Source organism: Bacteriovorax sp. BAL6_X (assembly GCF_000443995.1).
Classification (GTDB): Bacteria; Bdellovibrionota; Bacteriovoracia; order Bacteriovoracales; family Bacteriovoracaceae; genus Halobacteriovorax_A.
Genome location: NZ_AUMC01000006.1, coordinates 25,468 through 41,289 on the forward strand (window position 1 = coordinate 25,468; position 15,822 = coordinate 41,289).

Sequence of the window (15,822 nt, forward strand, 5' to 3'; positions counted from 1 at the left end):
ACTAGAGGTCTAGTGCCCATGAAGCAATGGACATGGCAATATTATTAGTGGCGTGATGTAAAGTCTTAATATTGAGTGAGTTCACATGATCCGCTGGCGTATGGATGCGTGTCGCATTTGAATCACTCTCCCAATTTTGTGTAAAGACAACACTAGGGATATTAAACTTTTGAAATGACGTATTATCACCATAGACAAAATCATAAGGACTCACCTTAAAGTCCACACGGAAAGTTCCTTCAGAAGATTTACCATAGAATCTTTGGGCGATAGACTTTTCGGCCTTGTGAAGGCCAGAGCTTGCAGGAGAATAATATAGTTTCATATTTCCTAGCTTCTGCTCTTTATCTTGCGTCAATGTATCGTAACCAAGCATAACGAGTTCAACATAGGAATAGACACGAATATCTTTTTCTAGGTTAAGGTTCTTTACATAATCATATGAACCTAAAAAACCATTTTCACCATAATCAAAGAAAACCACGCGAACAGTTTTTTGCAGGTCAAGCTCTGCAAGGATATTAATTAAGCTCAAGGCAGCAACAACACCTGAAGCATTATTATCTGCACCAGGCTGGCGTCCTTTGTTTACAACCTTAAAATTCTTTAAGTCATAAGCAGCAGTATCGTAATGAGCACCGACAACGATGACTTCATTTGGATTCTTTATCCCCTTTTTTTCCCAGACGATATTGTATCCATTTGTGGACTTGAGTCCATCAACTTGCTGGATTCTCTCATTAGTAAGCCTTTGCCACTTCTTTAAATTAACAGCACTCAATTTATCTTTTGATGCGGCCAAGTCCTTCCTAAAGAGTTCTTTTGCATATTCAATATCCGGAACAAACTTAACTGTTTTAAGAGAAGTGTTATTTTTTCGTACATTACTTTCGATATAGCTAACAATATAGTCCTGAGCTGTTTTGTGTCCACTTGTACCTACAAAGCGATTCGGCCTTGTTTCTTTAACAAAACTATTGATAAGTGCCCCAATATCTTTTTCAGAATTCTTTGAAACAGCATAATAAAGAGAGCGTAATTTCTTTGGAGATCTTTTACTTTTAGAAAGTTTATATGTGTCTTTAAAATTTTTAAATTCTTTAGCTGTCACAGAAAGTGACATTGATAATGCGATAATTAAATACTTCATTTAAAACCCTAGTTCTCTTTTCTTTGGACGAGATTGTGCTTCTTCATTTTGTTCTTTTTGTTTCTTATTTAGTGGAAGACGGTAGAATTCACCTTCTATGAATTGTCCAGTTTGAATAATTCTGGCATGACCAATAACTTTAGCGCTTGGCCCATTCTTAGTTAGAAAGATAAAATGATCCCCCCTAAAGAGGATACCAGATGCCTTATCATGTAGATCAAAATATATGTTGCCATTATTTAATAGATAAAGATTTCCTTTATAAGCATCACCTGATGAGCTAATACGACAGTAACACTCTACTGGCTTTGAAGTGTCCACAACTTCATAATTAACAAAGTGATTTCCAACAATACGCTCAAATGTTAATTCTTTTGCCTTTGCGACGTAGATAAAACCACGAGACATATTAATGGTTACAATTTTGCTATCAGGAACCTTCGGTTTGTTATCGAAAGTCTTATACTGCGTTTGCCCTAAGTAATATTGGTGCTGGCCTTTATGCTCACCGATGACACTGTCATCGTCATGAAGATAGATTGTATTTTCTTTTATAAAGCCTCGTGCAATATAGCGATCAGTTAATTCTATGATTTCTTCGCTTGTATAGGCATGAGCTCTTAGTTGCGCCTTCTTATCATGTTGCACTCGACTAATCGTTTTCGAATCAACAAGCTGTCCGATTTTATCGACCTCAGAAGTCTTCAAATCGGCCAAGGGTAGAGTTAGATACGACATTATTTCATCACTAGCTTGAGTCAATAAATGACAATCATTCTTCTCTGGATCATTTGGAGCACTCAAAACAAAGCGGTTTTGAACCGGAACCACCCTACAGTAATGGCCCGTTGCAATTCTTGTTGCTTTTAGAGCAGCAAGCTTAGAATGGAGCGTTTCCAAAACGAGCGTCGCTTTATCAATTGATGGGTTGACCCAGACGCCTCCAATACGGCCTTCAAGTAATTTTGAAATAACTCTTTGCTCAAAAGCACTTGAAGCGCTTGTCACATAGAAGGGAATTCCAATCAAACGGCAAATATCGCGAATTTTTTCTTCTGATTCACTGGCCCACGGTGCAAAAATATTATTTATTTTTTGTAACCATATGATTTTTTCGTAGTGCCTAAAGGCCTCAAGCTGTTCTTCATCTCCAGATAATTCTTCTGGTAGCTTTCCCTCAGGAGTTAACTTGGCCTTAAACTGTTCGGCCAGTAATTCATCATCACTAGTAATGCGCTCGAAAAATGAGATATTTACACCAATACATTCATGGCCCTGCTTTTTTAAAAGCAGTGCAGTAACGGCCGAGTCTATACCGCCGTCCATACCGACGATAATCCTCTCCTTCTTCATTTCATTCTTAGTGAATTGCATAATTAAATTATAAGTGATTTTGAAAATTTAAACAGGGTAAATTTAATTATATCGCTAACTTTATCCCACTAAAAGCCTCATATATTCATTGACATAACTCAACGCAAAATCAGATAATATTCATTCACGACGCAATAACACACGAGGACACAACACAAATTATGAAAACGAGTAAGGGTAATAGTAAAAGAAGCAAGAAGCTAAAATTTATTGATATCTTTTCAGGTGCAGGAGGTTTCTCTTGTGGACTTGAGATGGCAGGCTTTGAATGTGTCATGGGAATTGACTTTAATAAGCACGCTATGGATACATTCGCACTAAATCATAAAAAAGCTTTCCCATATTGTGGTGATATTTCAAAGCTTACAAATAAGAAAATTAAAGAAGTTCTTGGCGATACTGAAGTTAATCTAGTTGTTGGAGGCCCTCCATGCCAAGGTTTCTCAACAGTTGGGCCAGGAAACCCTGATGATATTAGAAATAAGTTATTTCTTGAATTCGTAAGAGTTGTTAAGCTTACAAATCCAGAGTTTGTTGTTATCGAAAATGTAACCGGTCTTCTTGCAAAGAAGAATGAGTCCACTCTCAAAGCAATATTTAAAAAATTCAACTCTCTAGGTTATAACCTTGATGTAAAAGTCATGAGTTCACAAAACTATGGTGTACCAGAGAAGAGACGTCGTACAATTTTCATTGGTAGCCGTATTAACGAAAAAGTTGAATTTCCAAAAATTACACATGATACAATCATTGCAAAGACTTTTCGTCCACCAGTAACTGTTGGTGAGGCCCTAAGTGATATTGAAACAAAGAAAGGTGAAATCTTAAATCACGATCTTGATAGTGCAAAAATTAAATCTAAACTAGATTTAAAACGTATTAAGCGTATTCCTGAAGGAAAAGGTATTCGTTACGAAAAAGATGAAAAAATGTACCTTACGCCATCTTTAAAACTAGGTGTAGACTGGAAGACAATGCGTGAAGGACGCTTTAGACAAACGAAGTACCAGAGACTTGACTCAAAGAGTGTATCTCCAACAATCATGACTCACCGACATAGCTACTACCACCCAACAGAGCATCGTTATCTTACTCAAAGAGAAGCAGCAAAGATTCAAAGCTTTCCAAATCACTTTGAATTCTGCGGGCCAATCTCTGCTCAGTGGAGACAGATTGGGAATGCCGTTCCGCCGCTTATGGGTAAGGCCATTGGTAGCGCAATTAAGAAAATGTACAATGCTTATCTAAAAACAGCAGTAGACGGTAAAGTGAAAAAGAAAACAAAAGTTAAGTCTATAATTGATGATGTCCGAGGAGGAGCATTTGTCTATCGCTAGAATCTCGACATTATTTTTACTTCTACTTAGCCTATCTTGTGCAAGTCATACAGAATCAGTAAAACTTGAGACAACAAATTGTCACACAAAGAGAGCGGCCATCGACCTTGGTTCAGGTTCGACTAAATTAGTTGTCGGACTTGTAGATACGTGCCGTGGTATGGTTGAGGGGATTCTTTTTGAGGCACAAAGAGCTGTTCCTCTTAAAGATCAGCTACAAGCATCAGATGACAATGAATTTAATGAAGAAATGCAAAATCGTCTAAGAGATGTTTTTGACGAGTTCAAGTACCTAGCAAAGAGTGAAGGTGCAAATGATATTAGAGCTGTGGCCACATCTGCATTCCGTACGGCGGACAATGGTGGTGATGTCGCTGATCTATTAAAAGAGCAAACGGGAGTTGACCTAGAGATTATCGCTCAAGAGCAAGAAGCAAAGTTTGCATATTCAGCAGCACTTTCAAAACTTAAGTCAATGAATGTTTCCCAAAAACCACCTATTGCAATTTGGGATATTGGTGGTGGAAGTATGCAAATCACTAAGCCAATTGATGCAAAAGGTGAAAAGACACAAGTTGCGCTTTTAAAAGTTGCATCAGTGACTTTTAAAAACCTCGTTCTTAAAGAGTTTTATCCAAAAGGTACAAAGACACCAAACCCGTTGAAGGAAGAGCGTGCTCTTAAGGCCATGGACCTTGCTAGAGTTACAGCAAAGGATCAACTTACTGACTTTGGAAATTTAAAAGATTATCAAGTATATGGCGTAGGTGGAGTTCACTATTTCAGCATCGGTGGTCAATTCAAAAAAGCAAATCGTGTCTACAATCAATCAACACTACTAGCAAAGCTTCTTGAAAGAGCAAAGCTTACTGACAAAGAAATTAACAGCAAGTATGCATCAACAGATGTAACAAATATGGCACTTGTTCTGGGCTTCATGCAAACGCTTAAGGTTGATGAAGTAAAGCCTATTAAAGTTAATATGGCCCATGGACTACTTATCAATCCAGCTTTCTGGAATTAATTACTTTCAATTTGACTTAAATATACAAAGGTTACCTTCATCGACAATTGTCGGTGAGGGCCAACCATTTTCTTCGGCCAAACCCCTTAGCCAAATATTAGCATTACCCTTAGTGACAATAGTTATTTCTTTTTGACGACTTATTTTTAAGATTTGATCCAAGACATATTCATATGTTTCTTTAGAGAATGGATCATAGAGATAGTAAATATCAGCAACAGGAATTGAAAAAGACTGAAGAGAAAGGTCTTGAACTTTAAAAACTAAATTATCTTCTAGGCCTAATTCCTCACAAGCATTATTAGAAATTTCAACACGATGAGGAACATATTCATAACCGACAAAATTTAGATCAGGCCTGACAAGAGAGCAAACTAGGCCGACACGTCCATAACCAGAACCAAGGTCTACAATAGTGCTCCCCGTATCAGCGTTAATTTGATGAAGCGCGAGTAAGATCGTGGAATAACCAGACTGAACACCAACACCTGCCCTTTGATAAAGTCGCTCTTTTGTTTTATGGTCATATTCCATTTCTTGATCGAGATTATAATTAAGGTCAAATATATCATCGAGATTATCAAAAGTTCGATAAAGATTAGGGCCGAGATGTCCCATGCCTTGAGAGCGCCCTTCCTGGTCTTTTTCTTCTTTGATAAAGAAGTCACTCATTGTATTTAAAGAGTGAATAAGAAATTCTTTCTGTTCTGATCCAGCTTTATCAATGATTGATTCTAAGATCTTAGTTTCAATATTTTTAGAACGCTTCTTTATATCTTTTAATTTACTTGGCCCACTTTCAACTAGGAATTCACTAAGGAAAGAGACGGCCTCTAACTCATCATCAAAAAGTGGCGTTATGAAATTCTTATAAGAAGTCACTTGCCCATATTTTTTATCTTCTTGTTTTTGCAACCAAAGCTCATCTTTAAGAAAGTCCATAACCGTCACTAAGAAAGCAGAGTTTGTGTAGAGAGATGCAAGTTGTACAGGTGAAAAATCAGTCGTATCACCTTTCTTACCTTCTAATAAATTTAAGAATATTAATTCAGATATACTCATAGCGTCTCCATGGTGTTTAACTAAAACGATCATGGTTGCTAAGCATGAGCTTATTAAAGTAATTAGATCATAGCTTTATAATGGCCCTAAGTAAAATTAGAGGCCATTATTAGAGCTAGTCGCTTGTGTGAGGTTATAAAAGATCCCTTTTTGTAGCATTAGACTATCAGGAGTATCGAATTCGGCCAATTTTCCATCTTTGAAAACTAAAATCCTATCACATTCTTTAATTGTATCGAGTCTGTGAGCAATGAAGAATGATGTCTTACCTTCCATCACATTATGAATTCCATCATGAAGTATTTTTTCAAAGTAAGGATCAACATGTGCTGTGGCCTCATCAAGAATTAAAATATTAGGATTTTGTAAACATACTCGCGTAAGAGAGATCACTTGTTTCTCACCTGCAGACAGATTGGAGCCACCGTCTTTTAAGACACTATCTAACATAAGTTTTGAATAACTCATGACCTTACTCATTCCTGTCTTATCACAAATAGAAAGGATATCCTTATCTGTTAAATCTGGATTTACCGAGAGGTTTTCTCTAAGTGTTCCATCAAAAATAATAACATCTTGTGAAACGATACCAATCTGATCACGGTAGTGATCAATATCTAACTCTTTGAGATTTTGGCCATCGATTAAAACCTCACCTTTTTGATAATCATAAAGACGAGAAAGAACAGCAACCGCCGTCGTTTTTCCAGAACCAGTTGGCCCAACGATCCCAATCCTTTCACCCTTGTGAATTTTAAATGAAATATCATTTAAGGCCGTACTGATATCGTTATAGCCCATAATGACGTTTTTAAACTCAATTTCACCATTGATCTTGTGATGTCTATTATCATATTGATCAAAGACTTCTCTTTCCGTTTCGACTTCAATAAAATTAGCTACACGATTTACACTTGTGAAGGCCGTAATAATATTGGCCATCTCTCTAAAGAGAGAAAGAACTGGCCAGAAGAACCTCTCACAATAGCGCATTAGAGCGATAAAGAGTGCCAGAGTAAGTGTGCCATCTAAGTAAGCATTCCCACCAAACCAAACTAGAATTAAAAGTGGAAGCCCACATAGAAAAGACAACATTGGCATAGTTAGAGCGTAGTATGAATTTGCGCTTAATTGTACAACCTGTTGTTCATTAACAGCTGACTTAAAATTATCATAAGACCAATCTTCTACCCCAAAAGAGCGAATGACATGGATTCCATCAATATACTCCGAAAGTTTTGAATTTATATTTGATGAGTACTTACTAATGGCCCTATTAAGTGATCCGATTTTATCACGTGTAACAACTAGAAAGATGACCGCAGGAATCATCCCTGAGATAACCATTAATCCAATTTTAAAATCAGTTATAAGCATTGCTGTTGCAGATGAAATAATCATTAAAACAGAAATGGCCAGGCGTCCAAGAGAGCTTGTAAAGAATTTCTCAATTCCTTCCACATCGTGAGTCATACGTGTGACAATTCTACCTTGAGGCCATGAATCAAAAAACTTTAGAGGTAAGTGAGATAGCTTTTGAAAAAGACGATCTCTAATCTTTAAGATGACATAGCTCGTTTGCACAATTAAGTAACGACGGCCAACGTAGTGGATAAGAACACCACCCAACTCAAGAGCTAGAACATAAACGGCCCATTTTTTGGCAAGCTCCCAATCTGATTTGGCAAGTCCTTCACCAACTAACACCCCAAGGGCATGACCTGAAAGCATTGAGAAAACAGTAAATGTGACAAGCATAAGAATCGACACTAGAATTTTAAGACGATGTCCTTTGGCAAACTTAAACAAAAATGCTGTTGTCTTTAAGGCCGAATGTCCTTGCTCTTTGTGCTTCGATTCCTCTTGATCATCTTGTGCTAGAAATTGTTTTGCATCACTCATTACTCGGCCCCTGCTTCAATACGATCTAAATTAATCACTTTTTCGCAATACTTAAGAGTTGATTGTCTGTGAGCAACCCAAACGAGAGTTGACTCAGGCAGGTAGTTATTAATATTTGATAAAATTGTTTCTTCCGTAACTGTGTCCACTGCTGATAAACAGTCATCTAATAGTAGAATCTTTGGTTTTCTCACAAGGGCACGCGCTAGAGTCAGTCTCTGCTTTTGGCCACCTGAAAGGTTAACCCCCCACTCTCCAAGTTGTGTATCAAGGCCGTCATCAAAGCCTTCAATATCGCTCTTAAGACCTGCTATTTCTAAAACTTGCCATAGAACCTCATCATCAAAATCTTGGTCCATTAAAATATTATTTCGAATAGAGTCAGCAAAGAGAAATGACTTTTGATGAACCATTGTAATATGAGTTCTTAAGAATTTATGGCCATACTCATTAAAAGGTCGGCCAAAGAAAGTCACCTCTCCACGAATATCTCGTTCAAGTCCACTTAGAATATTTAAGAGAGTCGTTTTTCCAGTACCAATCTGACCGATAATTCCGATACGCATACCACGCTTCACTTCAAGATTAATATTTGAAAGAATATCGTGTTCTTCATCATATTTAAAACTCAAGTTCTTGAGATTAAAAACCGTATCACCAGTTAGCTCATGATCGACTTTCTTATCTAGTAAGTACTCTTCTTTTAAATGAGTATAGATTTCGGCCAGACGTCTTAGAGAAGTGAAAGACTTTCTCCAGTCTGAAATAATATAGCCAAGCTCCATAAGTGGGTCTTGTAGAAGAAGTACAAGACCTTGAATAGCTACAAACTCACCAACAGTAATTTCACCCTTCATAAGAATACTAAAACCATAAGTAAATAAAATAATATAAGTTGCAAATGATGCTAGTCCTGAAGAAGGAATATAGAGCATTGAAGTGTTATTGGCCTCTAGTCGCATTTTACGATACTTTTGAGCACCAGCAAATAAACGCTTATACCAGAAGAAGGCCGTATTTCCGAGTTTTTGAAGCCTCACTGTTGAGATGGCCTTTGAAGTTTCATCATTAAAATATGAAAGATAATCTTGGGCCACATCGTAGCGCTCCATTTCAATTGTTGAAATATAGCGAACAAGAATTGGTACAACTAATAAGGCCAGTACAGAAATAATTGTAATATGAATATTAATCATAAAGAGAGAAACAACAGTAAATAAGCCTAAAAACAGTACATCTGCAGCACCTACTAGAGTGAAGCCAAATATAAAACGGGCCTGTCCAACATCACTATTGGCAGCACTCATAAGAATTCCCTTAGGATATTTATTAACAAGTGTGTCCATTGAAAAGTATTGAGCATTTTGCCAGATATCGTCTTTTAAGAAGCCACCAGCATGATGTGTTTGTCTCCCCAGAAAGACACGCCAACCAACGCGGCCAAAATAGAGCATTACTCTTGAGAATAAGACAACAGAGAAAATATAGAAGAACTTATGCCTTAAATCATCACCCTTAATAAAATAATCAATTGTCCAAGAAGGCATGGTTTTATTCGTAAAGAAATCTACGACATCACCCATGGCACGAGAGTAAAATACCTGACAAATATTACAAACTACTATTGAAATAATTCCTAAGAAGTAAGCTGATTTTTTGCGGCGTAAATAATTCAACCAAATTTTATAGTGCATAGTCATTGTAAAATATTATATGATTTAAAAATGAAATTTCATATTCTTTTATTGTTAATATTTTTTATCACATCACCAATCTACGCCGAACTTGCGGAGTTCGATTCAGGACCAGGTAATGCAAAAATATTTAGAATTGATGCACTTGAAAACTACGTTAAAAAAATCAGAGATGAAATTAATCGAGTTGAAACTGGAATGGATGATAAAATGGGTAAGGAGCTTAAGTCTCTTAAGGCCCAGATTGAAGAACTTAAGAATAAAGAAACAAATATGGACGGCCTCAAAGTTATCGAAGATCGCCTAAATAAGCTAGAACTAAAGCATGCTGATGACGTCAAGAAGATGCAGGCCGATTTTAGAAACCTACAGCAAAATATTGATCAATCACTACTCGATTTATCAAATAAGATTTTGCAACGTATACAAGTCTTTGAAAAATATCTTCAAAAACCTTAGTGTGAACAATGACGATACTCATTTTCAATTATTTTTAACTTCTTAGCAATCGTTGGCTGAGTTAAATAAATAGAAGTTAACCTTCTCTTATTAGAAACGTAAGAAGAGCCCTTCCTTAACTCTTTATCTAAACAAAGTTCACTTCGTAAATTATCAATAGCAATACCACTATGTGCAACGACTTCAGCACTAAACCAGTCCGCAAAAATCTCATCAAGTTGATCTCTTTGCTTTCCAGGAAGAGGATAGAGGGAACGATTACAAGTAGGATTTGCTAAGATATTCTCTCCTACCTCTTTAGTTAATACTTTATTTTGAACTAGGAAGTTTAGTTGTGAGTCGTCTCTATACTTGGCACCAGCACTTGTGGAGTTCCTTAAACATTTTTGAATTGATTCAAAAGGGTTCTGACTCTTATAGAAGCCTGAGTAGCGACAACTATCAAATGAGTGAGCAATCTCATGGGCCATTAGACTTACTAAAGTTGAGCGATACTTGGCATAAGCAAAATTTAATCCTTCAAGACCAATATTAATTTCATTAGATTTCGGATCATAAGAAAAACCCCATTCTAAGAAATCTCGGGGAGCTTGCGCCACCTTAGTACCAGAGACTTTCTTTGGTATAAAGATGTTAATTGCCTTAACTTTATTCTCAATTTCATTAAGTGCCTTAGAATTACCTAGCTGAATCTTCAAAACAGAAAGGGCACTTTTCTTGGCCAACTTAAAAGTATTTTCTAATAAAGCAACTTTGTTCTTAGTATAAAGCTCAGAAAAAACCTTACTTAACTCTTTATCAAGTAAGTCCTGAATAACCTTTGGACGTTCTTTGAATGTTCCAGATGAAAGAACGATATTTTCGATATAATAAAGACGCCACTGTTTGGCCACATTGACGGGATCGTTAACATCGAGTTTTCTTCGTTTAATCCAACTAGTCACAACAGGACTCTTTTTAGCGATTAAACTTCCAAGCGCTTCATCTGCAACAGCAGCTATTGGCTTTGAGTTAGCAAGATCGACCTTGAGCCTTGCAATTTCATTGTAAATTGATTCATCTTTATCAAAACTAACCTTCTTACAATATGAATTGAATGTAGGGTTGGCAAAGAGGCCCAGTGAAATAAAAAAGGGGAATATAAACTTCATTCCCCTATTATAGCTTAAAAAGAACAAACGGATTGTATGGACTTATTTACCGGAAACAACCGATTGATCAAAGTGGTTAGAGCGCATTCCGCAGTCGACTAAAATACCTGCAGCATTAACTCCACTTGAAGCATTTGATAATAAGAAAGCTACCGTGTTGGCAACTTCTTGTGTTTTAAGTGCTTCCTTTCTCATCGTAAGCTTTTCTGCAAAGATATAATTATCAATATAGCCAGGAATTCCTGCAGACGCAGAAGTTTTTAATGGGCCAGAACAAACACTGTTAAAACGCACTCTTGAAAACTCACTAAAACTCTTTGCTAAGTAAGAACAAGTTGTTTCAAGCATTGATTTAATAGGGCCCATATAACCATATGAAGTGGCCTTTGTATCAGAAATTGAAATAGTCACAACTGAAGCATCTTGATTAAAAAGAGATGATAATTCATTTGATAACTGAACTAATGAGAAAGAAGAAATCTGAGTCGCTTGTGCAAAGTCTTCCCAGGAAGTCTCATGAAAAGGTTTAGGATTTGCTAAATTTGCAAATGCAATTGAATGTAGCATTCCATCTAACTTCACTTCATCTTTTTTTAGTTCAAGGGCAAGGGCCTTAATCTGTTCATCACTAGTTACATCAACAAGGTAACTCTTCGATTCAGGAAAAAGCTTTGAAAGTTTTGCTTGGTGATCCTCACTTTGGACAGTGAAAATACATTTTCCACCATTATCGATGATTGTTTTAGCACTGAAGTAAGCAACACTTTTCTTATTTGCAACACCAGTGATTAGAAATAATTTATTTTCAAAATTTAAAAAACTCACTTTATACCTTTATACTTTTGCGCATGTAAATTCGATAGAAAGTACCATCTTACCAGCAACCTTAGTCTTCCCTTTAAAATAGAAAGCATTAGAGATTTGTTCAGTAAGTTCAACCTCCATCACCAATTCATCACCAGGACGAACCATATTTTTAAATTTTGCATTTGATACTTTAGCAACGACACCAAGCCCACCATCAGAACCAGTGGCCATTAGACAGGCCCCCGATTGAAATAGCGCCTCTTGTAGAAGAACACCAGGCATAATTGGGTTTCCAGGGAAGTGACCTTTAAAAAAGTCCTCATCACCAGTGACCTGATAACTTGTTACAATTTTATTACCTTCTCTTTCTATAATCTTATCGACAAATAGAAATGGCGCTCTTTGTGGAATAAGGTCTTTTACATTCATTAAAGCCCACCTGTAACTTCAAGTGATGCACCTGTGATATAGGCAGCTTCTTTAGATGCTAGAAATTGTACAGCATGTGCAACTTCTGAAACCTTTCCAAACCTTTTTAAAGGAACTTGCTTCTTGTACTCTTTAACTTGCTCAGCAGGTAGATCTGCAATTAACTCTGTTTCAATGAAGCCTGGACATACATTATTAATTGTAATCCCTTTCTTACCAACTTCTTTAGAGATTGATTTACTCATGGCAATTTGTCCGGCCTTGGATGCCGCATAATTTGCTTGGCCAGGAAGGCCAAGACTTCCACCAACAGAACTCATATTAATGATTCGGCCGTATCTCTTTGAAAGAAAGTGATTTACTGCTCTTTTTGTCATTAGAAATGTTCCCGTTAAGTTAATATCAAGGACACGGGCCCAATCTTCATCTGGCATAATTGGAGAAAGATTATCCTTTCTGATACCTGAGTTATTTACAAGAATGTGTATTTGATCAAATTGCTCATTCATACGATTCCAAAAAGCTTCAACTTCTGTCGCATTTGAAACATCAAAGGCTTCAAGAAAGAGGTTTTCGCCCATTGCGCCTAGCTCTGTTTTAAATGCATTAGCAGCATCGTGGTTACCAGCATAAGTAGCGATAACTCGTGCTCCACTTTTTAAGAAAGCTTCAGTGATTCCACGGCCAATCCCACGAGTTCCACCAGTAACAATTGCAACCTGATCTTTAAAATCAAACATATTAATTCCTTTTAATTTTTATTTTTCGCTAGATTTATCTAAGTAAGTATTTAAGTCATGTCCTACGATAACACCGTAGTTTGCGGCCCCAAGCCAACCAGACATTATAATCCCAACAGAGCCTGCATGAAAAAGGCCCTTTATTTCATTTGGAAGCTCTTTAGATACAGCGAGTCCTTCAAACTTTGTTCCAAACGAAGAACCAAAGTGATGATGTGTATACTTCTCAACAGTACGAGGAGAAGAAACATTTACATGTTCAACCTTGTCCTTAAAGCCAGGAACAAGTTTTTCCATCGTATCAAGAGCATTCTGTGCAAGATAGTCTTTTCGTTCTTTATATTCTTCGTCACTTAAGTGCATCCAATCTTCGTAGCGAGCATTTATACTTGAAACAACCGCATATTTTTGTTTCATATGCTTTCTCATTTCAGGGTAATAAATTGAGAATGTCTGAGAGTATGCATTAGGTGATAAAAGAAGATTTGTATCAAACTTATCAGAGCTTGAGTAAAAGATCAGCTCACCGATATTTGGAATCGACTCTCCTTCTTTAAGTCCCATAAAAACCTGACATGAAGACGAGTTTACTCTTACGGCCTTTGCTTCTTTAGCAAATTTTTCAGAATAATTCGCATTTGGAGTCATCTTAAAGATCGTATTATAGAGAGCAGAGTTAGATAGTACTGATTTCGATAATACCTTTTCTTCTCCGATACGCACGCCTTTTGCGACATTATCTTCAACTAAGATTTCATCGACTTTTGCATGAAGTTTGATATCAACACCATTGGCAAGAAGTTCATCTTTCATCATCCCAATAAGCTTATCCGTACCACCTCTAAAGATATAGGCACCTTTATTCATGAAATTAGAAAAAACAATTCCAAATGTAATGGCCTCATCTTCAAGAGTTGAACCATTAGCGTAAGCAATAGGTTCAAGTAAAAAACGAACAACATCGTTTCGACCAGGAAAATATTTTTCAAATAACTGGCCATTCGTCATGGCCTCATCATCATAAAAATTCATGGCGCGAAGTTCGTTAAAGAAACCTACAACGTAATCACGCTCAAGATTAAACTTTTCAACCATGATATTGATATAGTCTTCTTTAGTAAAATCAGTATCAATCTCAAACTGTGGATTGATAAAACGAATCTTATCTACACGCTCAATACAGTCAGCGATATCTTTTGACCAATATCGGCGACATGTCTTAATCATCCCAACAGGAAAACCATGAAGAGAGATATCAAAAATATGTCTTTCACCTTCATTTGTTGGACGTCTAAACCAAGTAGCAAAGCCACCTAATTTATTATGGGCCTCAAGAAGAAGTACACTTCTTCCATCTTTGGCCAATTTATTAGCGGCCGTCATCCCTGCAAGACCTGAGCCTACAATAATAACGTCATAAAACTTTGTAATCGAATCTTTCTTTTTCAGTAATGCCATTTTTTAACTTTTCTTTTTTATCAACTTATTTCTTTAATACCATTGTTGATAATTTTTTTGTTTTTGGATTAATTACATAAACAATAAATGCAACGGTACCGTTATCGTTAATACGTGGAGCATGAACAAATGGCGAAGTCGTTGCATCAACAACTTCATAATCGATACCATTGAACGAAAGAGCATCTCCTTCGCCAATAAGCTTTGACCACTGTCCGTTGCTGTATGTAAAGATCGCCGCAACACCGGCCTTATCATAGCCACGGATAATGATATCTCCATTTGCGTTCATTGAAGGAGCAAAGCCGTCAAACTTAGAAATAACTTTTCCTAAAGTTAAAATAGGCTTAACGATTCCATTTTTAGAAGCAAATAATTTTACACCTTCACTTGTTTGTGCCCAAACTGCAATATCACCATTTTTATTCACAGTGTATTGGTTTTGAATCGCTTTAATTTTTGAAGATGGTTGTCCATCTCTATCTTGCATAACAATTTGACGGCTACCCTTTTTAATATTGTAAAGGTAGAGGCGATCTGGTTGAGACTCAGCAGTAGACTCTCCCATTCTCACTTTTGTTAGAACAAAATTGCCGGCCATTACAGGAGAAAAGATATATCCCATTTCTTTAGTAAAGCTTGTAAACACATCTTTTTGACCATCAAGGTTCTTCATCACAACTTTTGCTTTGCTTGTTCCAAAAGAATGACGATATACCAGAGTATCTTCACTATTCATGGCAACACCAGAAACACCGGTAAACATCCCTTCGAAATTTTCATGTTCAATACGCTTACCTGTTTCTAAGTTGATCGTATAAATGCCAGTGTGTTCATAGCCATTATTAGGTGCGAAAACGACGTGATCTTGTCCTGTTGATCCATCATTAAAAAGATAGAATTCACTAATGGCCTCATCACCATTTCCAGCATAAAGCTTCACATTATCGCCATGATTACCACAAAGAATTCCGTATTTAGAAATCCCGTTGTCTGCACCACTAAGAGAAAAACAAACTTTACCTGAGTTCTCTAACCTAAGAGATGTACTGATCCAAAATGTTTGATCAGGAAGATTAAGTTTTAATTCACCACTACTTGCTAACAATTCGTAACTTGCTTGTGCATTGAACATTGCGAAAGCGGCCAATGCTATTTTAAATAAATTCTTCATAATATTTACCCCGAAATAAGTGAAAGTATGTGTTATTAAAGGCATCATCATACCTAAGAGG

14 protein-coding genes are annotated in these 15,822 nt (G+C 36.7%); 3 read left to right on the forward strand and 11 right to left on the reverse strand.

Going from position 1 to position 15,822, the window contains the following annotated elements:
- Position 1: 1 nt before the first annotated feature.
- Together M902_RS04570 and M902_RS04575 are read right to left on the reverse strand one after the other, a co-directional pair.
- Positions 2-1,150: a M28 family metallopeptidase gene (locus M902_RS04570; RefSeq protein WP_021266961.1), complete on the reverse strand. Its 1,149-nt coding sequence runs from the start codon at positions 1,148-1,150 to the stop codon at positions 2-4.
- Complete coding sequence (locus tag M902_RS04575) at positions 1,151-2,524, reverse strand: tRNA methyltransferase (RefSeq protein ID WP_021266979.1); 1,374 nt, start codon at positions 2,522-2,524, stop codon at positions 1,151-1,153.
- Between the two features lie 161 nt (positions 2,525-2,685).
- On the opposite strand from M902_RS04575, the gene M902_RS04580 reads away from it, so the two are divergent.
- Both M902_RS04580 and M902_RS04585 read left to right on the forward strand, forming a co-directional pair.
- Positions 2,686-3,861, forward strand: a complete 1,176-nt coding sequence (locus M902_RS04580) for a DNA cytosine methyltransferase (protein ID WP_021266891.1) — start codon at positions 2,686-2,688, stop codon at positions 3,859-3,861.
- A complete protein-coding gene (locus tag M902_RS04585; RefSeq protein ID WP_021266948.1) occupies positions 3,848-4,885 on the forward strand; it encodes a Ppx/GppA phosphatase family protein in 1,038 nt (345 codons plus the stop codon). The genes M902_RS04580 and M902_RS04585 overlap by 14 nt, the downstream gene beginning before the upstream one ends.
- A gap of 6 nt (positions 4,886-4,891) precedes the next feature.
- On the opposite strand, the gene M902_RS04590 is transcribed toward M902_RS04585, so the two are convergent.
- The 3 genes from M902_RS04590 to M902_RS04600 all read right to left on the reverse strand — a co-directional run bounded on the left by M902_RS04590 (position 4,892) and on the right by M902_RS04600 (position 9,525).
- Positions 4,892-5,947, reverse strand: coding sequence for a methyltransferase domain-containing protein (locus tag M902_RS04590; RefSeq protein ID WP_021266811.1), 1,056 nt, complete (start codon positions 5,945-5,947; stop codon positions 4,892-4,894).
- Between the two features lie 96 nt (positions 5,948-6,043).
- Positions 6,044-7,849 carry an ABC transporter ATP-binding protein gene (locus tag M902_RS04595; RefSeq protein WP_021266925.1) on the reverse strand — a complete coding sequence of 602 codons (1,806 nt, stop codon included), beginning with the start codon at positions 7,847-7,849 and terminating at the stop codon, positions 6,044-6,046.
- Entirely contained in the window at positions 7,849-9,525 is a 1,677-nt protein-coding gene (locus M902_RS04600; protein ID WP_198011867.1) for an ABC transporter ATP-binding protein, read from the reverse strand. The genes M902_RS04595 and M902_RS04600 overlap by 1 nt, the downstream gene beginning before the upstream one ends.
- A gap of 48 nt (positions 9,526-9,573) precedes the next feature.
- On the opposite strand from M902_RS04600, the gene M902_RS04605 reads away from it, so the two are divergent.
- On the forward strand, positions 9,574-10,002 hold the full coding sequence (locus tag M902_RS04605; RefSeq protein WP_021267085.1) for a hypothetical protein: 429 nt from the start codon (positions 9,574-9,576) through the stop codon (positions 10,000-10,002).
- On the opposite strand, the gene M902_RS04610 is transcribed toward M902_RS04605, so the two are convergent.
- The 6 genes from M902_RS04610 to M902_RS04635 are packed head-to-tail and all read right to left on the reverse strand — an operon-like array spanning position 9,999 to position 15,761.
- Positions 9,999-11,153, reverse strand: coding sequence for a hypothetical protein (locus M902_RS04610; protein WP_021267083.1), 1,155 nt, complete (start codon positions 11,151-11,153; stop codon positions 9,999-10,001). The genes M902_RS04605 and M902_RS04610 overlap by 4 nt on opposite strands.
- A 42-nt stretch (positions 11,154-11,195) precedes the next feature.
- Positions 11,196-11,978 (reverse strand): enoyl-ACP reductase, encoded by a 783-nt coding sequence (locus M902_RS04615; RefSeq protein WP_021266580.1) that lies wholly within the window; start codon positions 11,976-11,978, stop codon positions 11,196-11,198.
- Between the two features lie 9 nt (positions 11,979-11,987).
- The gene (fabZ, locus tag M902_RS04620) at positions 11,988-12,389 is read right to left on the reverse strand and encodes a 3-hydroxyacyl-ACP dehydratase FabZ (protein WP_021266642.1); all 402 of its coding nucleotides are present in this window, start codon (positions 12,387-12,389) and stop codon (positions 11,988-11,990) included.
- Positions 12,389-13,129, reverse strand: a complete 741-nt coding sequence (gene fabG / locus M902_RS04625; RefSeq protein WP_021266760.1) for a 3-oxoacyl-ACP reductase FabG — start codon at positions 13,127-13,129, stop codon at positions 12,389-12,391. Before fabG ends, fabZ begins: the two co-directional genes overlap by 1 nt.
- Positions 13,130-13,147: 18 nt before the next feature.
- On the reverse strand, positions 13,148-14,587 hold the full coding sequence (locus tag M902_RS04630) for an NAD(P)/FAD-dependent oxidoreductase (RefSeq protein WP_021266562.1): 1,440 nt from the start codon (positions 14,585-14,587) through the stop codon (positions 13,148-13,150).
- A 25-nt stretch (positions 14,588-14,612) separates the two neighbouring features.
- Positions 14,613-15,761 carry a hypothetical protein gene (locus tag M902_RS04635; protein ID WP_021266697.1) on the reverse strand — a complete coding sequence of 383 codons (1,149 nt, stop codon included), beginning with the start codon at positions 15,759-15,761 and terminating at the stop codon, positions 14,613-14,615.
- Positions 15,762-15,822: the final 61 nt, after the last annotated feature.